Genomic DNA, 22,773 nt, shown 5'->3' with positions numbered 1-22,773 from the left:
TTGCCGTTAAAGCTTGTTTCGGCTGGTTTTGTTTACCCGAAAAAAGCGTTAGAATAACGGACTTTGCCGTTTAATTAAGGGGATGGACGCATGCTTTGGACAATATTGGCTTTAATTCTGCTTGCTGTCATAGCCGGCTTGTTCTGGTGGCGCCAGAAACAAGAGCAAAAGTGGCGCCAAGAATTGGCCCGACTCAGTGGCGACGAACAAGAAATAAACGAAGAAGACAGCCCGGTCGGTTTTTCCGACCAACTGGACAGCCTGAAACGTTTGTTCAGTATGAACAAGCACACTGCCGACAACCATAAAATCGCCCGCATCCGCCTGCTTTCTGCGCTCGAACACAATAAAACGCAACGCGCCGAAACAAACGAAGAGCATGCAGCAGAGCCGTTTGCCGAAGAGCCGGAACACATCGCAGCTACCGAAGAAGAAATCAAAGTTGCGCCTAAAACCCGTAAATCTGCCAAACCGGAACGTATTCCTAAAATCACGCCGTTTGCACAAATGGAAACTCCCGAATACAGCCCGTCTTTGGTGCAAAACAGCAATTTTGAAGAAATCACATTAGAAGAAGCCACCCGTTCCCTGCACGAAGCAGCGGTTGAAGAATGGAACGAGCATTTGGCAGAAAAAAATGCGCCGATTTACAAAGACGAAGTTGAAACTCCATTATTGCGCGCTTCATCCCTGCCGATGACCGGCATGGAAATCATCGACTACAACGACCCTATCTTGCGCCGCACACGCGAGCGTGCCTTGGCGCGTGCCAATAATGTCCGCGTGGCAGAAGCCAATGCGCCGCATATCGAAACCGTTCAGACGGCCTTAAGAACTGCCGAAAAAGAAGCCATCCTCCCCTATACTTCCATGCAGGCATTCCCTTCTGAAATCCAAGCGGAAGATATTCACGACAACCTTGCCCGCCGCACCGCCGCCCGCCACAAACTAGCTGCGGCCGTCGCCCCATTGCGCGACTACTCTCCGCGCACCATCGAAAATGACGAAATTCTGGCCAATTTGGGACAAATCAGCCGTCCTGCCAGCCTGCGCCGTCAAGTTCGCCATACCGAAGCGGCCGCCGAAAGATGGGCGCGCAAACAAGCTGCCACGGAAGCTGTTGCACCACAACCTGCCGTATCGGCAACGCCGTCCCGTCCAAAACCGGCTGCGCCTGTTAAAAAATCCCCTTATATCTCCCGACCTGCCGCGCCAAACGCAACCGTAGTCGAGCCGCCTGCCGTACCGGTTGTCCCGATGGCGAAAACCGATATTCCCGAGCCGCCCGTTTTCCAAACCTCGATTGCACCGATTGATATCCCCGAGCCGCCTGCTTTCGAACATAAAATCCAAGTGCCGATTTTTGATTCGCAAGTCAATGCGCATGTTAGCAATCAGCCTGAACGCAGTATCCGCGATTATTTAATCAGCGAATCTGCGGAAGAAGAAACAGAATTCGATGGTGAGCCGGAAGCGCCTGTACAAGCGGAAACAGAAGCGATTCAAGCGGTTGAAACGATTGAACCTGTTGAACCTGTTGAAACAATCGCAAGGCCGTCTGAATATACACAGACAGTCATTGAAACGCCTGTTCGAAGCGTAGAACCAAGCGTTCAAGAAGATACACCAAGCATAGCTATTCCAACTTCGGCAACCCTGACCGAGGCACACCTGCCGACCACTGCCCTGCTCCTGCCGCCGCAGTTTGACCCAAGCGCCTCGCAAACTGAAGAACAGTTGCTGGAAAACAGCATTACCATCGAAGAAAAACTGGCCGAGTTCAAAGTTAAAGTCAAAGTGATGGACTCCTATTCCGGCCCGGTCATTACGCGTTATGAGATTGAGCCTGATGTCGGTGTACGCGGCAGTGCCGTTTTGAACCTTGAAAAAGACTTGGCGCGCTCGCTTGGCGTGGCTTCCATCCGCGTGGTGGAAACTATCCCAGGCAAAACCTGCATGGGCTTGGAATTGCCTAATCCGAAACGCCAAATGATCCGCCTGAGCGAAATCTTCAATTCGCCTGCATTTACCGAGTCCAAATCCAAACTGACCCTCGCACTCGGCCAAGACATCACCGGCCAGCCTGTCGTCACCGACTTGGCCAAAGCGCCGCATCTGCTGGTTGCCGGTACGACCGGTTCGGGTAAATCCGTGGGTGTGAATGCCATGATTCTGTCCATGCTCTTCAAAGCAACGCCTGAAGACGTGCGCATGATTATGATTGACCCGAAAATGCTGGAATTAAGCATTTACGAAGGCATTCCTCACCTGCTCGCCCCTGTCGTAACCGATATGAAGCTGGCCGCAAACGCGCTGAACTGGTGCGTCAACGAAATGGAAAAACGCTACCGCCTGATGAGCTTTATGGGCGTGCGCAACCTTGCCGGCTTCAACCAAAAAATTGCCGAAGCCGCCGCTCGTGGCGAAAAAATCGGCAGCCCGTTCAGCCTCACGCCTGAAAATCCTGAACCATTGGAGAAACTGCCGTTTATCGTGGTCGTGGTAGATGAGTTTGCCGATCTGATGATGACTGCAGGCAAGAAAATCGAAGAGCTGATTGCCCGTCTTGCCCAAAAAGCACGCGCAGCCGGCATCCATTTGATTCTTGCCACCCAACGCCCAAGCGTGGATGTCATTACCGGACTTATTAAAGCCAATATTCCGACACGCATTGCCTTCCAAGTGTCCAGCAAAATCGACAGCCGCACGATTCTTGACCAAATGGGTGCGGAAAACTTGCTCGGTCAAGGCGATATGCTGTTCCTGCCACCCGGTACCGGCTATCCGCAACGTGTACACGGCGCATTCGCATCAGACAACGAAGTACACCGCGTAGTGGAATACTTGAAACAATTCAGCACGCCTGACTATATCGACGATATTTTAAGCAGCGGTTCGACCGAGGACTTTACCAGCACCAGCCGCAGCAACGACAGCGACCTCGACCCCATGTATGACGAAGCCGTTTCCGTTGTCTTGAAATCGCGTAAGGCCAGCATTTCCAATATCCAACGCCAACTGCGCATCGGCTACAACCGCGCTGCCCGCCTGATTGATCAAATGGAAGCCGACGGTATTGTTTCCCCGGCGGAAAACAATGGCAACCGCACCATCTTGGCGCAAAGCAGTGAGCATTTAGATTAACTTATCTCCATCAATAAAAGGCCGTCTGAAAAGTTTTCAGACGGCCTTTTTTAATCAGATAATGGGTTCAGAGATTCCAATTAAATAAACAAGCAAATAAGTAATCTGTAAACGGCATTTCTTACAAAAACAAATGCTTTTGCATTAACGGCATTTGCTTCGCTATCAAATAAATCCAGTCCCAATAATCAAAATTCGACCTGCCAAATATATGTCCCTATCCATTTGTCGCCATTTTCAGACTGCCTTTTGTCAAGACCGGAAAAAACAGGTAAATCCGTTTTTCGATTAGAAGCAATATTATTATGATTCATGCCTTCGGCAACACCCCCACCCTTTACGAGGAAAAACAAATGAAAAAATATTTTGCAGAATTTTTCGGCACTTTCTGGCTGGTATTCGGCGGCTGCGGCAGCGCAGTTTTGGCAGCAGCCTACCCTGAACTTGGCATTGGTTTTGCCGGTGTCGCCTTGGCATTCGGCTTGACCGTACTGACCATGGCTTACGCCGTCGGCCACATTTCCGGCGGCCACTTCAATCCTGCCGTTTCCGTCGGCCTTTTCATCGGCGGCCGTTTCAACGGTAAAGACCTGTTGCCTTACATCGTATCCCAAGTTATCGGTGCGATTGCCGCCGCGGGCGTTCTGTATCTGATTGCTTCCGGTAAAACCGGTTTTGATGCTGTTGCTTCCGGCTTTGCCAGCAACGGTTTCGGCGAGCACTCTCCTAACGGTTACGACATGATGGCTGCTTTGCTGATCGAATTCGTACTGACCGCATTCTTCCTGATTATCATCATGGGTTCTACCGACAAATTGGCTCCGGCCGGCTTTGCCCCTATCGCCATCGGCCTGGGTCTGACCCTGATTCACTTGATCAGCATTCCTGTGACCAATACTTCCGTTAACCCTGCACGTTCTACCGGCGTTGCCTTGTTCCAAGGTGGCTGGGCTGTTGAACAACTGTGGTTGTTCTGGTTGGCTCCTATTGCCGGCGCAGCAGTTGGCGCGGCTATTTACCGCTTCGTTTTGGCTAACAACGACAAATAATCTTGACGGAATGACATTCCCGGTGCGGCTGACACTTCTAAACTGACCGCACCCAAGTTGCCGAGACACAAACGCACCGCCTGCCTCAGACGGTGCGTTTGTTTTTGCCGTGTTACAATATTTTCTTTTCCCACATTCTCAAACCATCATGCAAACCTTACCTTTTCAAACCGATATCGCTGCCAGAATGCTTGTCAATACCGAAAACGAAACCATTCATCCCGATGCCGTATTCGTACAAACGCAAAACGGCTATTGGATTGCCTGGCACGACCAGCAAGCCGCCCTGCTTGCCCCCGACACACCACCCGATATTCCCTGCTTTTGGGTAGAAGGCGCAGAAAGCCTGGAAGAGCTGGTAAGCATGGTAGAAAACGGCGAATTTGACGAAGTTGAAGAATTTGACGGCGATGATGATGCTTGGCAAGAAGCACTCGGATGCGGCCATCATCATGAAGGACACTGCGGATGCAGTCATTGAGATGCACAAAACGCCTGCTTCCGGCACTTGCCCTTTGTCTGACGCTTAACGGCTGCGTTATAGGCGCGGCTGTCGATTTGGCTGCCACAACCGTCCTGACTGCCGGAAAATTGGTCGTCAAAGGAACGGGGGCAGTGATTGATGCCGCCATTCCCGACAGTAAAAAAGACAAGGATAAAGAAAAAGAGAAGGAAAAGAGCAAAGAAAAGCCAAAATCGGAAGAAATCGTCTATAAGGAAGATTCATCCGACGAAGTAGCGCAATAATCCTTTAGACGGCCTCAGTAAGGTAACCAATCCTACTGAGGCCGTCTGAACATTCATCCTTACATATAGCCCTGTTCGCGCAAAGAGCAGGTTTCTTTTGCCGTCACGATAAAATGGTCCAACAGCGTAATATCGACCAAACTTAAAGCCTGTTTCAAACGCTCTGTAAACTGCACATCAGATTCAGACGGCCTTCCCGAACCACCCGGATGATTGTGTGCCAAAATCAAACTGTCGGCGTATTCATCCAATGCCAATTTGACGATTTCACGGATATAAACCGTGTTTTCCGCCACCGTACCACGCGACAATTCCCGTACCGCAATCAATTGATTTTGACGGTTGAGAAGCAAAGCAACGCTGACCTCGATTTTTTCATGCCCAAGATGCAGGCGCAGATAATCCGCAACCGATTTCGGGTTTGACAGAACCATCTGCTCCTGCAAATCCTCACCCAAAATCCGCCGCCCGATTTCTTTGACCACTGCAAATTGAGTATAGCTCGCCAAGCCCATGCCCTTATAAGCAGCGAGTGTTTTGGCATCCGCACTCATCAGCTTCCCCAAACTGCCAAACTCGCTCAACAAATAACGAGCCAAATCGACCGCGCTCATACCGCGCGTTCCGACACGCAACAAAATCGCCAGCAACTCCGCATCACTCAACGCCGCCGCACCATGCGCCAAGAGCTTCTCGCGCGGCCGTTCCCCTTCAGGCCATTCTTTGATACTCATGTTTTCCCTTTTATTTATATAGCGGATTTAGTTTCAATTTTGAGCAAACCCGCCTCTCCCGATATAAAACGTGATCCATTATGGTTTTAGCAAATAAATGCAATTTGCGTATTTTATTCTATTTTGAATAATTATTTAAGACATATAAATAACAATTAAGCCACTTTGTGCAGAAAAACAACGTTACCCATTTTCGCTATCCTGTTCCCCTGCCTGCCTTTCCTTTCATATTTGTTTCAAATCAGCCGATACAAGCAATTTCATATTGCCCCTATGAGGCTTAGGCTAATATAATATCGAGTTTGCCGAGAGCAAAAGCTTAGGCTTAAACTGCTTTCTATCCACGCTGCCCGTGCGCTTTACAAGAGTTTCAGACGGCCTCCGTCCGGCTCCCGCCAGCAATCAAACAGCTTTTTATCACCCATTCGAAAATCCGTTTTGCCGGTACTCGTCTTTCTTTTTGGAGTATTGCCATTATGACCGCAACCACTGCGTCTTCAGCCAAACCTTATCTGCAAATCCAAGGCTTGGTGAAAAAGTTTGGTGACAATTACGCTGTCGATAACATCGACTTGGACATTTACCAACATGAAATCTTTGCCCTTTTGGGCAGCTCAGGCAGTGGCAAATCTACGCTGCTGCGCATGTTGGCAGGCATGGAAAGCCCAAATCAGGGCAAAATCATTCTCGACGGCCAAGACATTACCAAGCTTGCTCCGTACGAGCGCCCAATCAACATGATGTTCCAAAGCTATGCCCTGTTCCCGCACATGAGCGTTGAGCAAAATATCGCTTTCGGTCTGAAACAAGACAAAATGCCTAAAGGCGAAATCGATGCCCGCGTGGAAGAAATGCTGCGCCTGGTGCAAATGACCAAATACGCCAAACGCAAGCCGCACCAACTTTCCGGCGGCCAACAACAACGTATCGCTTTGGCACGCAGCCTGGCGAAACGTCCTAAAATCCTGCTGCTTGACGAACCTTTGGGCGCACTCGATAAAAAACTGCGCCAACAAACCCAACTGGAATTGGTCAACACGCTGGAACAAGTCGGCGTAACCTGTATCATGGTTACCCACGACCAAGAAGAAGCGATGACGATGGCTACCCGTATCGCCATTATGTCCGACGGCCAACTGCGCCAAGTCGGTACGCCTAGCGACGTGTACGATTACCCTAACAGTCGCTTTACCGCTGAATTTATCGGCGAAACCAATATTTTTGACGGCGTCGTTATTGACGACCGCGCCGATTTCTCTATCGTCAAATGTGACGGCTTGGAAAACCACGTCCGCATCGACCACGGTCTGGGCGTTCCGAACGAGCATGAAATCTGGATCAGCATCCGCCCTGAAGACATTGATTTGCATAAAGAAAAACCGGAACACTTGGGCGCGCACAACTGGGCCCAAGGTACGGTTAAAGAAATTGCCTACTTGGGCAGCTTCGCAATTTACCACATCAAACTCGCCAACGGCCGTGTCGTCAAAAGCCAAGTTCCCGCACCTTATTGGTATGTGCGCAACATTACGCCGCCGACTTGGGACGAGACCGTCTATATCAGCTGGCCTGAAAACCAACCGACACCTCTGTACAGTTAATTTGAGGGAAATGCAATGGACCTTAAAAAACTGAAAAAGAAACTGTTTCGCCGCCCCGGCCAGCGTGCAGTTATTGCCGTACCGTATATTTGGCTCTTGGTGCTGTTTCTGATTCCGTTCGCCATCGTCTTGAAAATCAGCTTTGCCGAACAAGAAATCGCCATTCCGCCATTTACGCCTTTGACGACGATTGATGAAGACTTAGGCCGTCTGAACATTGCCATCAGCTATCAGAACTACGCCGACATCTTCCAAAACTTTTGGAATACGCTCAATCCGTTTGGCGACAGTGAAAACAGCAATATCTATCTGATGACCTACTGGTCTTCGATTAAGACCGCGCTGACGACGACCATCATCTGCCTGTTGATTGGTTATCCGACCGCTTATGCCATTTCACGCGCCAATCCGGCTGCGCGCAACGGCCTGCTGTTGGCAATCATGCTACCTTTCTGGACCTCTTTCCTGTTGCGTGTTTACGCATGGATGGGCTTATTGGGTCACAACGGCATCATCAATAATTTCTTAATCAAATATGGAATCATCAGCGAGCCTTTAGACTTGTTCTACAATGCGTTCTCGCTGAATTTGGTGATGGTTTACGCCTATCTGCCGTTTATGATTTTGCCGCTGTACACACAATTGGTAAAACTGGACAACCGCCTGCTCGAAGCCGCTTCCGACTTGGGCGCAGGTCCGATCAAATCGTTCTTTACCATTACCCTGCCTTTATCCAAAACAGGCATCATCGCAGGCTCTATGCTGGTCTTCGTTCCGGCCGTCGGTGAATTTGTGATTCCTGAATTGGTGGGCGGTTCTGAAAACCTGATGATTGGTAAAGTATTGTGGCAGGCATTCTTCGACCAAAACAACTGGCCGCTGGCTTCTGCTGTCGCCGTCGTCATGGTTGCCCTGCTGGTTGTACCGATTGCCCTGTTCCAGCACTATGAAAACCGCGAATTGGAAGAAGGAGGCAAATAATGCAGAAAACCAAATTATCCTGGTTCTTGAAACTGATGCTCCTGCTCTCGCTGGCATTCCTCTATATTCCGCTGGTAGTTTTAGTCATCTATTCTTTCAATGAATCCAAACTGGTTACCGTTTGGGGCGGTTTCTCAACCAAATGGTACGGCGCATTGATGGAAAACGACACCATCTTGGAAGCAGCTTGGCTGTCATTGCGTATCGCCATTGTTTCCTCACTTGCCGCCGTAGCACTCGGCACATTAGCTGGTTACGCTATGGCGCGTATCAAGCGCTTCCGCGGCAGCACCCTGTTTGCCGGTATGATTTCCGCGCCTATGGTGATGCCTGATGTGATTACCGGTTTGTCCATGCTGCTGTTGATTATTCAGGTGCAAATGTTCCTGCAAGGCAGCGAATTGCTGCAATCGCTATACTTCGATCGCGGTTTCTTCACCATCTTCCTCGGTCACACCACACTTTGCATGGCGTACATTACCGTCGTTATCCGCTCGCGCCTGGTGGAATTGGATCAATCCTTGGAAGAGGCTGCAATGGACTTGGGTGCCCGTCCGCTGAAGATTTTCTTCGTGATTACCCTGCCGCTGATTGCCCCTGCGATTGCTTCAGGCTTCCTCTTGGGCATTACCCTGTCTTTGGACGACTTGGTGATTACCTCCTTCCTATCAGGCCCGGGTTCATCGACATTGCCGCAAGTGATTTTCTCCAAAATCAAACTCGGCCTTGACCCTCAGATGAACGTTTTGGCAACCATCCTGATCGGTATCATCGGTACGCTGGTTATTGTTGTTAACTACTGGATGATGCGTCAGGCAACCAAACGGGAACGCGAGGCTGCCGAAGCCTACCGCCAAGAAAAATTGGCAGCCGAGAAAGCCGCCTAATATGCAGACAGGCTGTCCGATAAAGTGTCGGAACAGCCTGTTTTATTAACTGCATCTTATCCTTTCAGACGGCCTGAACCTAAACCCACATTTAAGGCCGTCTGAAAACCAATTTCAATGAAGTAAAAACCAACCTAAAGCTCAAATCATGATCAATCCCAGCTTCAAGGAATACCTTCCTTCCTACTATGTCAGCACGGCCAATCCCCATCCATCTTATCCGACGCTTGAAGGCCGTCTGAAAACTGAAACCTGCGTTATCGGCGGTGGCCTATCCGGCTTATGCACCGCCCTACCGCTTGCCGAAAACGGCCATGAAGTCATCGTACTTGAAGCCGCTCGTATCGGTTTCGGCGCATCAGGTCGCAGCGGCGGACAAGTCATCAGTGACTTTGCCTGCGGCATGGAAGAAATCGAAAAACAAGTCGGCTTGGAACAGGCACAATGGTTCTGGCAGCAATCCCTGCAAGCCGTCGAACTGGTTGACTCGCGCATTCAAAAACACAATATCCAATGCGATTGGCAACGCGGCTACGCTACCGTCGCCGTCCGTCCTCAGCATTGGGAAGAATTGCAGCAATGGCACGAACACGCTCAAAAACATTATGGTGCAAGCCATTACCAGCTTTGGGATAAAGCCACGCTGAAGCAACAACTTGCCAGCGATATGTATCAAGGCGCGCAATTTGATCCTTTATCCGGTCACTTGCACCCGCTTAATTACACCCTAGGCATTGCCAAAGCGGCAGCCGATGCAGGCGCACAACTTTTTGAGCAATCCCCGATGACGCGTATCGAGCCATGCAATAACGGCTGGCTGGTTCATACACCTAATGGCAGCGTCGAGTGCAAAAACCTCGTTTATGCCGTCAATACTTATGCCGGTTTACACCCGAAATTCAAAGTATTGGAACAAAAAGCCATTGCAGTCAGCACCTTTATCATTGCCACCGAGCCTCTGGGTGAGCGTGCCAAAGACCTGATCCGTAACAATATGGCCATCTGCGACAACCGCCACGTCCTCGATTACTACCGCCTCAGCGCCGACGGCCGCCTGCTCTTCGGCGGCAAAGACAACGAGTTTATCGACGATCCAGACCGCATGACCGAACTCGTCCGCCAAGACATGTTGAAAGTTTTCCCGCAACTTGCCGATGTCAGAATCGAGCATTCTTGGGGAGGCGAATGCGACATTACGCGCAACCTCGTCCCACATTTCGGCCGCCTCGCCCCTACCGTTTTCTACGCCCAAGGCTATTCCGGACACGGCATGGCGATTACCGGCATTGCCGGCTTGGCAATTGCCGAGGCCATCATGGGAGATGAGGGCCGTCTGAAACCTTTTGAGCAACTGCGCCACAGCAACATCATTACCCAGCCTTTCCTGCGCAAACTCGGCTCTTTCCTCGGCTCAAAATACTATCAATGGAAAGACAGCCACTAAATCCAAGCAACAAACATATTTCAGACGGCGGCAGATTCAAGTAAAATTCAGGCCATCTGAAAGCTTAGATACGACAAAATTCAATCATTTATCAGCAAGGAAACCATCATGAGCAACCATCATAAACTCATCATCCTCGGCTCCGGCCCTGCCGGCTATACTGCCGCCGTGTATGCTGCCCGTGCCAACCTCAACCCTGTAATCATTACCGGCGTTGAGCAAGGCGGACAACTGATGACCACCACCGAAGTGGACAACTGGCCTGCCGATGCCGAAGGCGTACAAGGTCCGGAACTGATGGCTCGTTTCCAAGCTCATGCCGAACGCTTCGGTACTGAAATGATTTTTGACCAAATCCACACCGTTGATTTGCAAAACCGTCCGTTTACCCTCAAAGGCGATATGGGCGAATACACTTGCGATGCACTCATCGTTGCCACCGGCGCATCCGCCAAATATTTAGGTTTGCCAAGCGAAGAAACCTTTGCCGGAAAAGGCGTTTCCGCCTGTGCGACTTGCGATGGTTTCTTCTACAAAAAACAAGATGTTGCCGTAGTCGGCGGTGGCAATACCGCTGTGGGAGAAGCACTCTACCTTGCCAATATCGCCAACACCGTTACCCTGATTCACCGCCGCGATAGCTTCCGTGCCGAAAAAATCATGGTGGACAAACTGATGCAACGCGTCGAAGAAGGCAAAATCATCCTCAAGCTCAACAGCTCGGTTGATGAAATCTTGGGCGACGAAAGCGGCGTTACCGGTGCACGCCTGAAACACAATGACGGCAGTACTGAAGAAATCGCTGTAAAAGGCGTTTTCATCGCCATCGGCCACAAACCCAACACCGATATCTTCAAAGGTCAACTCGATATGGATGAAACCGGCTACCTGAAAACCAAAGGCGGTACCGGTGACAATGTCGGCGCAACCAATATCGAAGGCGTATGGGCGGCAGGCGACGTCAAAGACCATACCTACCGTCAAGCCATCACCAGCGCCGCTTCCGGCTGCCAAGCCGCGCTTGATGCCGAACGTTGGCTCGACCGCCACGGTGTATAAACCTCTAAGCTACGCCCTATTCTTTAAAACATAATCAAAAGGCCGTCTGAAATTTCAGACGGCCTATAATCTATCTGCCACACTAAATATTCATTTTAAAAGCAAATTTATATCAAATAAGTACTTTTGCTTTATAATAACGACAAATACCCAACAAACAGGGAACGAACATGAAAAAAACACTAATGACACTTATCCTTTGCGCACTGACTCCTGCCGCCCTGGCTGCCGATACTTACGGCTACCTGGCCATGTGGCAAAACCCAGCCAACAGCGATGAAGCGCTGCAAATCAAAACCACCAAAGAAAATGCCACCCAACTGGATGCGACAGCCGAACTCGAAACATTCTGCAAAGGCCAAGATGCCTTAGCCGGCATCGGTGCAGGCCAAGCAACAGGCTGCAAAACGGTTGTCCCTCTGCACAACACCTGTATCGCTGTTGCCTATCCTAAAGCCATGGGCAAATTGACTGCTCAAAACGTGGTAGCCATTACCTCCCCACGTTTCAAAACCGTGCATCAAATTGCCTTGAACCAATGTATCAAAAAATACGGCTCACAAGGACAATGTGCTTTAGAAACAGTCTATTGCACTTCCGAAACCTACTATCAAGGTACAGTCAAAACCCTTTGGGAAAAAATCAAATCCATTTAAGGCCGTCTGAAAATAAAACCGGCTTGCCCGATATTCTCCATATCACGGCAAGCCGGTTTTTTATTCTGGCTTTTATTTGCTGTTTTTTTCCAACAATTTGGCCACAACGCCTTCAGCCTGTTTCACCAAATCAGGGTTGGTTCGGAAGTGGTTTTCATCATTTAAAGAGTAGCTGACAGTAGAAACCGCATACTTCGTGCTTCGCAACACAAATACGCCTTTACGCAAGATTTCGTCATTGCCTTTGGTTTTGTAACGCAGATTATACGGGCAAGAAGAATCATACAGTTTGCCACGGTTGTCTGCGGTTACAATCGTGCTGCCAATGCCGCGTTTTGCCAAAGCTTTGGACAAAGCCTTGTCCAAATCATGCGGACGCACTTTTGCATTCTGAATGATGCAGACATGTTTGATGCTGGTCAGCTCTTCAGGTTTCAATACTCTTTGTTCCGTAGTAGAACACGCGCCCAGCAACAATACGGCTGAAGCCGCTGCTAAAATCATGGTTTTCATCTGTTTTCCTTTTTAAAATTTTCAAACAATAAATATTCAGACGGCCTTTACAAAAAGGCCGTCTGAAAAAATCAACGTACGTTTTTCATCAAACGTTGTTTCTCACGCTTCCAATCCGCTTCTTTCAGGCTTTGGCGTTTGTCATGCTGTTTCTTACCCTTGGCCAAACCGATTTCCACTTTGATTCTACCACGTGTGTAATGCAGGTTTAAGGGCACAATCGTATAACCGGCACGTTCGGTTTTACCGATTAACTTGTTGATTTCCGATTGTTTCAACAACAACTTACGCGGACGGACAGGGTCGGGTTTGACGTGTGTCGAGGCAGTGGGCAATGCGGTAATGTGGCAGCCCACCAAATAGAATGCGTCTTTTTTCCAGTAGATATAGCTTTCTTTTAATTGCACGCGTGCAGCGCGGATGGCTTTGACTTCCCATCCCTCCAATACTATACCGGCTTCGATTTGGTCTTCGATAAAGAAATCGTGAAAGGCTTTTTTATTATTGGCAATACTCATTGTGCTGATTCTTTACAAACTTTTCAGACGGCCTATTTTATCAGGCATGCTTAAAAAATAAAACGGCAAACGGTTTTGAAACGTTTATTCGCTTAAAACATGGCGGCGGTAAAAACGGTCGATATCAGCAATCGCTTTTTCATCTTCAGGGCGCAAATCCAGTTTCAAATCGGCAAGGCGGATTAAGATTTGGTCTTCACGCTCGGCAACGGCGCAGCTGACCTCGCCTTCGCTACGAAAATGACGGATAAGCTCGTCTAACTGGTTTAAAGCATTTTGATAAGATGAATTTTGATTCATAATTTTTAACTCGAACGCCCATAAAAAATGGCGGGAAACCCCGCCATGATTTTACGGCTTACGCCGCGCATTTGATTAAGCAGCTTGAATGTTAGCAGCTTGTTTGCCTTTAGGGCCGGTGGTTACGTCGAAAGATACGCGTTGACCTTCTTTCAGGGTTTTGAAACCATCCATGTTGATCGCTGAGAAGTGAGCGAACAAATCTTCGCCACCTTCATCAGGAGTGATGAAACCAAAACCTTTAGCGTCGTTAAACCATTTTACGATACCGGTTGCCATTAGAAACTTCCTATACTTAAAAATTAACAAAATCAGCAAAACAAGGCATACAGCAAACTAAAACGTTCAGCGTTTCTCCCACGTATCACATACGCGGTCGAGTGCCAACTTCTGCTTAACCGTCTTTTTACATTTGTTAAGACAAAACGTCAAGCTATGTTTTCAAAAAAGTGGGAAAATAGAAAAAAATTGCCGAAATACAACAGAAAACTGTTTACACTCTAAAACAGGCCGTCTGAAAACTGAAACCTAAGCTTATGAACCATCCGAATACCGACCACCAATCCGATACCCTGCTCAGCGATATCAACACACAGCCGCCGAAACGTTACGGCGTATTTTTATTGAACGACGATTACACCACCATGGAATTTGTCGTCGAAATCCTGACCGAAGTCTTTATGCTTACACAGGAACAGGCAGTGGCCGTCATGTTGCTGGTGCACCACGAAGGCAAAGGCCTGTGCGGCACCTACACGCGCGATATTGCGCAGACCAAGCAACATCAGGTCATGGAACGTGCCAAAGCTGAAGGGCATCCGCTCAAATGTATAGTCGAAGAGGTTTAAATCATGCTTTCACCCGAATTGGAACACATCCTGCAACTGCTCTACCGTGAAGCACGCAACGCCCGTTATGAGTTTATCAGCTTGGAACACCTGCTTTTGGTGTTGATAGAAGAAGATGCGGCTGTGCCGAACGTCTTGAAACTGTGTGGTGCGGATTTGAAAGTCCTGTCCGAGCAGCTTGCGGCCAGCGTTGCAGAAAATACACCGCAAATTCCCGATCATCTTCTGGATACGGTCGAAACCCAGCCGACATTGGGCTTCCAACGCGTCATCCAACGGGCAATGGTGCATACCCAGTCTGCCGGCAAAGCCGCAGTAGAGCCTTTGGATATTTTGGTTGCCATGATGAGCGAATCTGAAAGCCATGCCGTTTATTTCCTCAAATTGCAATCCATTACACGCTTTGAAGTCTTGCGTTGCATTGCCCATGGCTCGCCTGATGACGAAGACTGCAATGATTCAGACGGCCTGGGACGCGAGGGCGAAGAAGCGGAACAGAAAACCGGCTCTCTTTCCGACTACACCGTCAACCTCAACGCCGAAGTCAAAGCCGGCCGTATCGACCCTTTGATTGGTCGCAAACACGAAATGGAAAGGCTGGTACAAATCCTGTGCCGCCGCCGCAAAAACAATCCGCTTTTGGTCGGCGAGGCTGGTGTGGGCAAAACCGCGCTGGCGGAAGGCTTAGCACACCAAATCGTCAACGGCGATATTCCCGACGTGCTGAAAGAAGCCGAAGTATACGCACTGGATATGGGTTCGCTTTTGGCGGGCACGAAATACCGCGGCGACTTTGAAGCACGGGTCAAATCCGTCTTGAAACAGCTCGAAAAAATCCCGCACGCCATTTTATTCATCGACGAAATCCACACCATCATCGGCGCGGGCAGCACCAGCGGTGGCACAATGGATGCGTCTAACCTGCTCAAACCTGCGCTGGCAAAAGGCTCGCTGCGCTGCATCGGTGCGACCACTTATGACGAATACCGTACCATTTTCGACAAAGACCACGCCTTAAGCCGCCGTTTCCAAAAAATTGACGTGGTCGAGCCTACCATTTCCGAAACCGTACAAATCCTGCGCGGCTTGAAACCGATGTTTGAAGATTTCCACCAAGTCCGCTATACGCAAGGCGCACTTGAAGCCGCAGCCGAACTTTCCGCCCGCTACATCAACGAACGTTTCCTGCCCGACAAAGCCATCGACGTAATGGATGAAGCAGGCGCGGCGCAACGGATTTTGCCCAAATCCAAACAGAAAAAAGTCATCGGCAAAGCGCAAATCGAAACCGTCATCGCCAAAGTTGCGCGGATTCCCGAAAAAACCGTGTCGCACGACGACAAACAAGTGTTGCAATTCCTCGGCCGTGATTTGAAAAACATGGTTTACGGTCAGGAAAACGCCATTGACGCGCTGGTTGCCGCCGTCAAAATGTCGCGCTCTGGCCTCGCCCTGCCCGACAAACCGATAGGCAGTTTCCTCTTCTCCGGCCCAACCGGCGTCGGCAAAACCGAAGTCGCCAAACAGCTTGCCTACTCGATGGGCGTACCGCTGCAACGCTTTGATATGTCCGAATACATGGAACGCCACGCCGTATCGCGCCTCATCGGCGCACCACCAGGCTACGTCGGCTTTGAACAAGGCGGCCTTTTGACCGAAGCCGTCAACAAGCAGCCGCATTGCGTGTTGCTCTTGGACGAAATCGAAAAAGCCCACCCCGACATTTTCAACGTCCTCCTGCAAGTCATGGACGCAGGCAAACTGACCGACAACAACGGCAAGAGTGCCGACTTCCGCAACGTCATCCTGATTATGACCACCAACGCAGGCGCGGAAAGCCTCAGCCGACCCAACCTCGGCTTTACCGCCAAACGCGAGCGCGGCGACGAAATGCAGGCAATCAACAAACTCTTCACGCCCGAGTTCCGCAACCGCTTGGACGCGATTATCCCATTTGCGCCCTTGTCCGAACCCATTATCGTCAAAGTCGTGGACAAATTCCTGCTCCAGCTCGAACACCAGCTCCTCGACAAAAAAGTCGAAGCCGAATTCACACCGGCATTGCGCAAATATCTGGCGGAAAAAGGTTTCGACCCGCAAATGGGCGCACGCCCGATGAACCGCCTGATCCAGGAAAAAATCCGCAAACCGCTCGCCGACGAACTTCTGTTCGGCAAACTCACCGAAGGTGGCTTTGTGCTGATAGACTGGGATGCAGCAAAAGAAAAAGCCGTGTTGAAGTTTAAGAAAAGCAAGGTCAAACCTGAAACAGAAACTGTTTAACCGACTGAAAAATAAAAGGCCGTCTGAAATTTCAGACGGCCTTTTTATCCCAATCAAAAATCTGATTTACAAAACAGATTTAACAGTGGCAACCACATTGTCTACGGTAAAGCCGAATTCTTTGAACAGCAAATCAGCAGGTGCAGACTCGCCGAAGCGGTTGATACCGACCACGGCGCCGTTCAAACCGACGTATTTATACCAACCGTCGGCATGTCCGGCTTCTATGGCTACGCGTGGCAAACCTTCCGGCAGAACAGCGGCTTTATAGGCGGCATCTTGACGGTCGAATACATTGGTAGAAGGCATGGAAACAACGCGTACGGCAATACCTTGTTCTGCCAATACTTTTTGCGCTTCCAGAGCCAATTCAACTTCAGAACCGGTAGCAATTACAACAGCTTGTGCATTGCCTTGAGCTTCACTGATGACGTAGCCACCGCGTTTGATGTCGTTCAGCTGTTGTTCATCACGCGCTTGGAATTTCAGGTTTTGACGGCTGAAAATCAAGCTGGACGGATGATCGGCAGCTTTAACGGCTTCAGCCCACGCCACCAAAGATTCAACGGTATCGCATGGACGCCATACATCCATATTTGGAATTAGGCGCAGAGTGGCAGTTTGCTCGATAGGTTGGTGGGTAGGACCATCTTCGCCCAAACCAATGGAATCGTGAGTGAACACAAATACAGGGTTGATTTTCATCAGCGACGCCATACGCAAAGCATTACGCTCGTATTCGCTGAACATCAGGAAAGTCGCGCCGAATGGTTTAACACCGCCATGCAGGGTAAGGCCGTTCATGATTGCGCCCATGCCGAACTCGCGAACGCCGTAGTGAATATAGTTGCCGCCGTGTTCGCGGGTAACGGAAACGCTGTTTGACCAGTCAGTCAGGTTGGACGGGGTCAAGTCTGCAGAACCGCCCACCAATTCAGGCAGCTCTTTTGCCAAGATTTCGATGCTGTTTTGGCTGGCTTTACGGGTGGCGATGGTTTCTGCTTTGGCGCACACTTCTTTCAATGCGGCTTGAACGTAAGCATCGAAGTTTTCAGGCAGTTTTTTATCCATGCGACGCACAAATTCTGCGGCTTCGGCAGGATATTTGGCTTGATATTGAGCGAAGAGTTCGTTCCATTCGGCCTCAAGTTTCGCGCCTTTTTCTTTTGCATCCCATGCAGCATAGATCTCTTGAGGGATTTCAAACGCAGGATAAGCCCAACCCAAATGTTTGCGCGTGGCTTCGATCTCGTCCGCACCCAAAGGCGCACCGTGGGTTTTGTGGCTGCCTTCTTTGTTAGCACTGCCTTTACCGATTAAGGTTTTGCAGCAAATCAGGGAAGGTTTGCCGGTTTCGGCGCGGGCGGCTTCAATGGCCGTCTGAATGGCATCGGTATCATGACCGTTTACATTTGGAATCACCTGCCAGCCGTAGCTTTCAAAACGTTGCGGGATGTTTTCGGTAAACCAACCGTCCACTTTACCGTCAATGGAAATATTGTTGTCATCATATAAAACAATCAGTTTGCCCAAACCTAAAGTGCCGGCAAGCGAGCAGGCTTCGTGCGATACGCCTTCCATCATACAACCGTCGCCCATGAAGACGTAGGTGTGGTGGTCAACGATGTTCAAACCGTCTTTATTAAATTCGGCAGCCAAGATTTTTTCGGCTAAAGCCATGCCCACTGCGTTGGCAATACCTTGTCCCAATGGACCGGTCGTGGTTTCCACGCCGTCGGTGTAGCCATATTCAGGATGGCCGGGGGTTTTACTGTGCAGTTGGCGGAAATTTTTCAGATCATCAATAGAAACGTTGTAGCCGGTCAGGTGCAACAGGCTGTAAAGAATCATGGAAGCATGACCATTGGAGAGGACAAAACGGTCGCGGTTGTAGAATTTCGGGTTGGCCGGATTATGATTGAGGAACTTCGTCCACAACACTTCTGCCATTTCCGCCATACCCATAGGCGCACCCGGGTGGCCTGAGTTGGCTTTTTGTACGGCATCGACTGAGAGGAAACGGATTGCGTTTGCCAGTTGAGACATGGTTTGACCTTCCTTGGACAAGATTGGAAATATGAAAAAAGGTGTACCGATTATCGCCTGAATCAGCCGTGCTTTCAAGGATAGCTTTTGATATTCGCTTTGTCAGACGGCCTGTTTCCACTCGGTTACCCGAAACGGACGGGACAGATGATATTAACTGTTATTTCGTTTTGAAACAGTGCTTTATATATTTTTATCGTGTAAATAGCAAATCACTATAAGTTTGCACACATGCCGAACCATAAACCTTTGAATACTGCCCTTTTCAGACAGCCCTACATCAAACGGCCGCAAGGAATCCATCGTTAATACGAAGTCCCTCTTTTGCTTTGAATAGAGTCAAATGTTATGATTTGTATGCACGCGAAAGGCCGTCTGAAAATATCCACATCAAACTACTACCATGACAACAGGCTTGTGTGCACTTCATCAAGGAACACTGAAATGTCACCAGAAAACCAAGCTGAAAATACCACACCCTCAACAGAAAAAACAGCAAAAGCCACTCCGCCCAAACCTTCCAAACCTAAATCCAGCGTGATTCAAATCCATCCTGAAGGCGAACGCATCCATCCTAAAAAGGCGGAAGGACGCTTTGCCAAACTGCGTATCGCCGCAGTATTGGCGACCCAGTTTGTATTTTACGTTATTCCATGGTTCAACTGGAGCGGCCGTCAGGCGGTTTTATTCAATATCCCTGACCGTCATTTCTTCATTTTCGGACTGTCGCTGGGTATGGGCGATTTGATTTACCTTGCCTTACTGCTGATGATTTGCGCATTCGGATTGTTTTGGTGGACAACCATTGCCGGTCGTTTGTGGTGCGGCTATTCATGCCCGCAAACGGTTTACACCGAAATTATGCTGTGGATTGACAACTTGGTCGAAGGCGATAGAAACAAACGCCTAAAACTGGAAAAATCGCCTTGGAACTTTACTAAAATTCGCATTAAGGCCACCAAATACCTGCTGATTTTCCTTGTCTGCGCATGGACAGGTATCACTTTTGCAGGCTGGTTTATCCCGATCCGCCAATTTGTTCCCGATTTATTCACCGGAGCAGCAGGCGGCGGCGCAATGTTTGCCGCAGCATTTTACGGATTCATGACTTTCTTCTTCGCCCACATCATGCGCGAAAAAGTGTGTCTGCATATGTGTCCGTATGCACGTTTCCAAAGTGCAATGTTTGACAAAGACACGCTGATTATTTCTTACGATACCGAACGCGGCGAACCGCGCGGCGCACGCAAGAAAACCGCCAACAAAGAAGACAGCGGCTTGGGCGACTGCATCAACTGCACCATGTGCGTGCAAGTCTGCCCCGTCGGTATCGACATCCGCGACGGTTTGCAATACCAATGTATCGGCTGCGCGGCGTGTATCGATGCCTGCGACGAAATCATGGACAAAATGGGCTACGAGCGCGGCTTGATCCGTTATACAACCGAAGGCGCGTTGGAACACGAATACCCTGAAAGCGACATCAAAAAACGCTTGAAACGTCCGCGCGTAGCTGGTTATGGCGCAGTACTCCTGGTGGTCATCATCGCCTTCCTGGTCGGCATTTCCACCCGAAAAATGGTCGAAGTCGATATCCTGAAAGACCGTGGTGTCATGGTTCGCGAAAACAGCCAAGGCTGGTTGGAAAATGCCTATAACCTGCGTATTATCAACAATAGTGAAAACGAACAACTGATGACCGCAACCGTCAAAGGCTTTGACGAAATCGCGCTGACCGGCCTGCCTGAAAACGGTATTAAAATTGCGCCGCGGGAAACCGTTACCATCCCAGTACAGGTATCTACCATTCCCGAATACGCCGACAAAGGCAGCCATCCGATTGAATTTACCTTTATCTATCGCGAGACCGGCTCTGCCGACTCCAAACCGACTACTTTAGAAGAAAAAGCAACCTTTATCGGAGAATAAACGGTGTCCCCACAACCCAAAATCAAACCTTGGTACAAACATATTTGGCCCTGGGTGCTGATGGCAGGCCCCATCTTCGTCGTTATCGCCAGCGTTTCCATGTTCTTCGTCGCAAAAGAACACACGACAGACTTGGTGTCTGACGATTACTACAAAGACGGCAAACACATCGAAATCCAACTTCACCGTGATGAAGAAGCCGTTAAACGGCAAATTCAAGTGCAGGTCTTAATCAGTCCGGATATGAATGCCGCCAAAGTATTCGTCAGCGGACAATTCGATACCAAACAGCCATTAAACCTATTGTTGATGCACCCGACGCGCAAAGCCGATGACCAAACCGTCAAGCTGCGCGCCGTAACAGCCGAACCACAAAACGGCCGCATGGAATACGAAGCCGTCTTTAAACCTTTACGCCCAACCAATCATTGGTACTTACGCGTTGAAGATGCCTCAGGCGTATGGCGTGTTGAAAACAAATGGATAGTCAGCCAAGGCAATGCAGTCAATCTGACGCCTATGGACAAATTGTTCGACAACGGCAAACAAGCCGCTTCAACAGAACAATAAATCCCGACCCAGGCCGTCTGAAACCTTTCAGACGGCCTGAAATCTTCATACCCTCTTATATTCCCTTCCAAATATGATTTTTTCCGATTGGCGCAGACTGACCGAAAATGAAGTCCGTATGGCAAAACAAGTTTTTGCGGACAGCATAGACTTCCACCACATCAAAATATATCGCGGCATTCCACTTATACCCAACGCCAATACCGCCATTGCGCCCAATGGAAACATATACTTTCCTCGTAAACACTGCCCTGATGATTTCACTCAAGCCGGCATCGCCTACAAAATCTGGCTGATTCATGAGCTGACACATGTCTGGCAACACCAGCGCGGTCACAAAGTTTGGCTTTCCGGCCTATTCATCATGCTCAAAGGCGGATACAGAAAACGCAAAGCTTACGCCTACCCTATCCCCTTACCCCACATCAACCAATTAAATATCGAACAGCAGGCAGACCTTATTGCTCACTATTTCGCAGCTACTTTTCTACCCAAAAACATTTACACCCCGCAACAGCCTATTTTTCAGACGGCCTTAGCAGATTTTCTTCACAACCCACACGACAAAAATCTATGCCCAAGATACTTGTCGGCAAAAAAACAACACTTCAAAAAGCAGAGTGAACAAATAAGCTATAATGAACAACCCGACACATCATCCAAAAGATCCCAAACCATGCCTTGGAACATACCTATTTTACTTACCTGGATGCGCGTCCTATTAATCCCCGTGTTCACCATCCTATTCTATTTACCGAACACATGGATTCAACCACAAACCGTCAACTGGACAGCCGCTATCATCTTTGCACTTGCAGCTATTACAGACTGGTTCGACGGCTTTTTAGCACGCCGCTGGAAACAAACCTCCGACTTCGGTGCATTCCTCGACCCCGTTGCCGACAAGCTCATGGTTGCCGTTGCCCTGCTCCTGCTCGTCAGCCTTGGCAGAACATACGCCATCTTCGCCATGATTATTATCGGCCGGGAAATCACCATTTCCGCCTTGCGCGAATGGATGGCACAAATGGGCAAACGCGGCAGCGTTGCAGTGGCCACTATCGGCAAATTCAAAACCACCGCCCAAATGATCGCCATCTTCCTTTTGCTTATCGGCACAGACAAATATAACGATCCTTTCTATCTCATTGGTAACATATTGATGTTTATAGCATCTGTATTGACCATCTGGTCCATGTGCTACTACCTGAAAATGGCATGGAAAGAATTCAAATAAATTTTTAAAAAAAATAAAAACAAAATACTTGACGCACGCGATTAAATCCATAATAATTGCGTCTTCTTCGATATACGAAGCAACAAACTATCAGAGCGGGAATAGCTCAGTTGGTAGAGCGCAACCTTGCCAAGGTTGAGGTCGCGAGTTCGAGACTCGTTTCCCGCTCCAGTTTAATTTCAGATGCACTCAAATGCGGGAATAGCTCAGTTGGTAGAGCGCAACCT

Annotated in this window: 21 protein-coding genes and 1 tRNA gene; 16 read left to right on the top strand and 6 right to left on the bottom strand. The window is 49.3% G+C overall.

Features of this window, described 5'->3' with window-relative positions; genetic code table 11:
• The first annotated feature begins 90 nt into the window (after positions 1 to 90).
• From HMPREF2952_RS06140 to HMPREF2952_RS06125, 4 genes are all read left to right on the top strand, one after another.
• On the top strand, positions 91 to 3,144 hold the full coding sequence (locus HMPREF2952_RS06140; protein WP_004520784.1) for a DNA translocase FtsK: 3,054 nt from the start codon (positions 91 to 93) through the stop codon (positions 3,142 to 3,144).
• Positions 3,145 to 3,449: 305 nt separating this feature from the next.
• Positions 3,450 to 4,193, top strand: coding sequence for an aquaporin Z (aqpZ, locus tag HMPREF2952_RS06135; protein WP_004520785.1), 744 nt, complete (start codon positions 3,450 to 3,452; stop codon positions 4,191 to 4,193).
• A gap of 148 nt (positions 4,194 to 4,341) precedes the next feature.
• A complete protein-coding gene (locus HMPREF2952_RS06130; RefSeq protein WP_004520787.1) occupies positions 4,342 to 4,674 on the top strand; it encodes a hypothetical protein in 333 nt (110 codons plus the stop codon).
• Complete coding sequence (locus HMPREF2952_RS06125) at positions 4,662 to 4,940, top strand: NF038104 family lipoprotein (protein WP_004520788.1); 279 nt, start codon at positions 4,662 to 4,664, stop codon at positions 4,938 to 4,940. Before HMPREF2952_RS06130 ends, HMPREF2952_RS06125 begins: the two co-directional genes overlap by 13 nt.
• Before the next feature lie 59 nt (positions 4,941 to 4,999).
• Here the strand turns inward: HMPREF2952_RS06125 and radC are convergent, their stop codons facing one another.
• The gene (gene radC, locus HMPREF2952_RS06120) at positions 5,000 to 5,674 is read right to left on the bottom strand and encodes a RadC family protein (RefSeq protein WP_039862480.1); all 675 of its coding nucleotides are present in this window, start codon (positions 5,672 to 5,674) and stop codon (positions 5,000 to 5,002) included.
• Positions 5,675 to 6,150: 476 nt separating this feature from the next.
• Between radC and potA the strand changes: the two genes are divergently transcribed.
• The 6 genes from potA to HMPREF2952_RS06090 all read left to right on the top strand — a co-directional run bounded on the left by potA (position 6,151) and on the right by HMPREF2952_RS06090 (position 12,302).
• On the top strand, positions 6,151 to 7,275 hold the full coding sequence (gene potA, locus HMPREF2952_RS06115; protein ID WP_049335895.1) for an ABC transporter ATP-binding protein: 1,125 nt from the start codon (positions 6,151 to 6,153) through the stop codon (positions 7,273 to 7,275).
• Between the two features lie 15 nt (positions 7,276 to 7,290).
• Entirely contained in the window at positions 7,291 to 8,256 is a 966-nt protein-coding gene (locus HMPREF2952_RS06110; RefSeq protein WP_049335897.1) for an ABC transporter permease subunit, read from the top strand.
• Positions 8,256 to 9,143 (top strand): ABC transporter permease subunit, encoded by an 888-nt coding sequence (locus tag HMPREF2952_RS06105; RefSeq protein ID WP_003679574.1) that lies wholly within the window; start codon positions 8,256 to 8,258, stop codon positions 9,141 to 9,143. Before HMPREF2952_RS06110 ends, HMPREF2952_RS06105 begins: the two co-directional genes overlap by 1 nt.
• A 148-nt stretch (positions 9,144 to 9,291) precedes the next feature.
• Positions 9,292 to 10,587: an NAD(P)/FAD-dependent oxidoreductase gene (locus HMPREF2952_RS06100; protein WP_049335898.1), complete on the top strand. Its 1,296-nt coding sequence runs from the start codon at positions 9,292 to 9,294 to the stop codon at positions 10,585 to 10,587.
• A 108-nt stretch (positions 10,588 to 10,695) separates the two neighbouring features.
• A complete protein-coding gene (gene trxB, locus HMPREF2952_RS06095) occupies positions 10,696 to 11,646 on the top strand; it encodes a thioredoxin-disulfide reductase (RefSeq protein WP_004520795.1) in 951 nt (316 codons plus the stop codon).
• 170 nt (positions 11,647 to 11,816) lie between these two features.
• On the top strand, positions 11,817 to 12,302 hold the full coding sequence (locus HMPREF2952_RS06090) for a DUF4189 domain-containing protein (protein WP_004520796.1): 486 nt from the start codon (positions 11,817 to 11,819) through the stop codon (positions 12,300 to 12,302).
• Positions 12,303 to 12,374: 72 nt separating this feature from the next.
• Here HMPREF2952_RS06090 and HMPREF2952_RS06085 read toward each other — a convergent pair whose 3' ends face one another.
• From HMPREF2952_RS06085 to HMPREF2952_RS06070, 4 genes are all read right to left on the bottom strand, one after another.
• Positions 12,375 to 12,815, bottom strand: a complete 441-nt coding sequence (locus tag HMPREF2952_RS06085) for a hypothetical protein (RefSeq protein WP_004520797.1) — start codon at positions 12,813 to 12,815, stop codon at positions 12,375 to 12,377.
• Between the two features lie 71 nt (positions 12,816 to 12,886).
• On the bottom strand, positions 12,887 to 13,333 hold the full coding sequence (smpB, locus tag HMPREF2952_RS06080) for an SsrA-binding protein SmpB (protein ID WP_003679566.1): 447 nt from the start codon (positions 13,331 to 13,333) through the stop codon (positions 12,887 to 12,889).
• 84 nt (positions 13,334 to 13,417) lie between these two features.
• Positions 13,418 to 13,633, bottom strand: a complete 216-nt coding sequence (locus HMPREF2952_RS06075; RefSeq protein WP_003679564.1) for a hypothetical protein — start codon at positions 13,631 to 13,633, stop codon at positions 13,418 to 13,420.
• Between the two features lie 75 nt (positions 13,634 to 13,708).
• Positions 13,709 to 13,912: a cold-shock protein gene (locus HMPREF2952_RS06070; RefSeq protein ID WP_003682902.1), complete on the bottom strand. Its 204-nt coding sequence runs from the start codon at positions 13,910 to 13,912 to the stop codon at positions 13,709 to 13,711.
• A 257-nt stretch (positions 13,913 to 14,169) separates the two neighbouring features.
• Between HMPREF2952_RS06070 and clpS the strand changes: the two genes are divergently transcribed.
• Both clpS and clpA read left to right on the top strand, forming a co-directional pair.
• Positions 14,170 to 14,481, top strand: coding sequence for an ATP-dependent Clp protease adapter ClpS (gene clpS, locus HMPREF2952_RS06065; RefSeq protein ID WP_004520799.1), 312 nt, complete (start codon positions 14,170 to 14,172; stop codon positions 14,479 to 14,481).
• 3 nt (positions 14,482 to 14,484) lie between these two features.
• A complete protein-coding gene (clpA, locus tag HMPREF2952_RS06060) occupies positions 14,485 to 16,764 on the top strand; it encodes an ATP-dependent Clp protease ATP-binding subunit ClpA (protein WP_004520800.1) in 2,280 nt (759 codons plus the stop codon).
• 66 nt (positions 16,765 to 16,830) lie between these two features.
• On the opposite strand, the gene tkt is transcribed toward clpA, so the two are convergent.
• The gene (gene tkt, locus HMPREF2952_RS06055; protein WP_039862482.1) at positions 16,831 to 18,810 is read right to left on the bottom strand and encodes a transketolase; all 1,980 of its coding nucleotides are present in this window, start codon (positions 18,808 to 18,810) and stop codon (positions 16,831 to 16,833) included.
• A 444-nt stretch (positions 18,811 to 19,254) separates the two neighbouring features.
• Here tkt and ccoG point away from each other — a divergent pair, with 444 nt between their 5' ends.
• The 4 genes from ccoG (at position 19,255) to HMPREF2952_RS06030 (ending at position 22,717) form a co-directional block, all read left to right on the top strand.
• Complete coding sequence (gene ccoG / locus HMPREF2952_RS06050; protein WP_004520803.1) at positions 19,255 to 20,739, top strand: cytochrome c oxidase accessory protein CcoG; 1,485 nt, start codon at positions 19,255 to 19,257, stop codon at positions 20,737 to 20,739.
• Between the two features lie 3 nt (positions 20,740 to 20,742).
• Positions 20,743 to 21,309 (top strand): FixH family protein, encoded by a 567-nt coding sequence (locus HMPREF2952_RS06045; RefSeq protein WP_039862483.1) that lies wholly within the window; start codon positions 20,743 to 20,745, stop codon positions 21,307 to 21,309.
• A gap of 676 nt (positions 21,310 to 21,985) precedes the next feature.
• Entirely contained in the window at positions 21,986 to 22,546 is a 561-nt protein-coding gene (gene pgsA, locus HMPREF2952_RS06035) for a CDP-diacylglycerol--glycerol-3-phosphate 3-phosphatidyltransferase (protein ID WP_003679552.1), read from the top strand.
• A 95-nt stretch (positions 22,547 to 22,641) separates the two neighbouring features.
• Positions 22,642 to 22,717: transfer RNA gene (locus HMPREF2952_RS06030), tRNA-Gly, on the top strand.
• Positions 22,718 to 22,773 lie beyond the last annotated feature (56 nt).

The organism is Neisseria sp. HMSC068C12 (assembly GCF_001814095.1).
GTDB classification, from domain to species: Bacteria; Pseudomonadota; Gammaproteobacteria; order Burkholderiales; family Neisseriaceae; genus Neisseria; species Neisseria perflava.
This window is presented reverse-complemented; position numbering and strand designations above follow the sequence as displayed.

Coding starts and splice junctions, on each gene's coding strand:
- HMPREF2952_RS06140 (WP_004520784.1), top strand. CDS start 91: ATGCTTTGGACAATATTGGCTTTAATTCTGCTTGCTGTCATAGCCGGC.
- aqpZ (WP_004520785.1), top strand. CDS start 3,450: ATGATTCATGCCTTCGGCAACACCCCCACCCTTTACGAGGAAAAACAA.
- HMPREF2952_RS06130 (WP_004520787.1), top strand. CDS start 4,342: ATGCAAACCTTACCTTTTCAAACCGATATCGCTGCCAGAATGCTTGTC.
- HMPREF2952_RS06125 (WP_004520788.1), top strand. CDS start 4,662: ATGCAGTCATTGAGATGCACAAAACGCCTGCTTCCGGCACTTGCCCTT.
- radC (WP_039862480.1), bottom strand. CDS start 5,674: ATGAGTATCAAAGAATGGCCTGAAGGGGAACGGCCGCGCGAGAAGCTC.
- potA (WP_049335895.1), top strand. CDS start 6,151: ATGACCGCAACCACTGCGTCTTCAGCCAAACCTTATCTGCAAATCCAA.
- HMPREF2952_RS06110 (WP_049335897.1), top strand. CDS start 7,291: ATGGACCTTAAAAAACTGAAAAAGAAACTGTTTCGCCGCCCCGGCCAG.
- HMPREF2952_RS06105 (WP_003679574.1), top strand. CDS start 8,256: ATGCAGAAAACCAAATTATCCTGGTTCTTGAAACTGATGCTCCTGCTC.
- HMPREF2952_RS06100 (WP_049335898.1), top strand. CDS start 9,292: ATGATCAATCCCAGCTTCAAGGAATACCTTCCTTCCTACTATGTCAGC.
- trxB (WP_004520795.1), top strand. CDS start 10,696: ATGAGCAACCATCATAAACTCATCATCCTCGGCTCCGGCCCTGCCGGC.
- HMPREF2952_RS06090 (WP_004520796.1), top strand. CDS start 11,817: ATGAAAAAAACACTAATGACACTTATCCTTTGCGCACTGACTCCTGCC.
- HMPREF2952_RS06085 (WP_004520797.1), bottom strand. CDS start 12,815: ATGAAAACCATGATTTTAGCAGCGGCTTCAGCCGTATTGTTGCTGGGC.
- smpB (WP_003679566.1), bottom strand. CDS start 13,333: ATGAGTATTGCCAATAATAAAAAAGCCTTTCACGATTTCTTTATCGAA.
- HMPREF2952_RS06075 (WP_003679564.1), bottom strand. CDS start 13,633: ATGAATCAAAATTCATCTTATCAAAATGCTTTAAACCAGTTAGACGAG.
- HMPREF2952_RS06070 (WP_003682902.1), bottom strand. CDS start 13,912: ATGGCAACCGGTATCGTAAAATGGTTTAACGACGCTAAAGGTTTTGGT.
- clpS (WP_004520799.1), top strand. CDS start 14,170: ATGAACCATCCGAATACCGACCACCAATCCGATACCCTGCTCAGCGAT.
- clpA (WP_004520800.1), top strand. CDS start 14,485: ATGCTTTCACCCGAATTGGAACACATCCTGCAACTGCTCTACCGTGAA.
- tkt (WP_039862482.1), bottom strand. CDS start 18,810: ATGTCTCAACTGGCAAACGCAATCCGTTTCCTCTCAGTCGATGCCGTA.
- ccoG (WP_004520803.1), top strand. CDS start 19,255: ATGTCACCAGAAAACCAAGCTGAAAATACCACACCCTCAACAGAAAAA.
- pgsA (WP_003679552.1), top strand. CDS start 21,986: ATGCCTTGGAACATACCTATTTTACTTACCTGGATGCGCGTCCTATTA.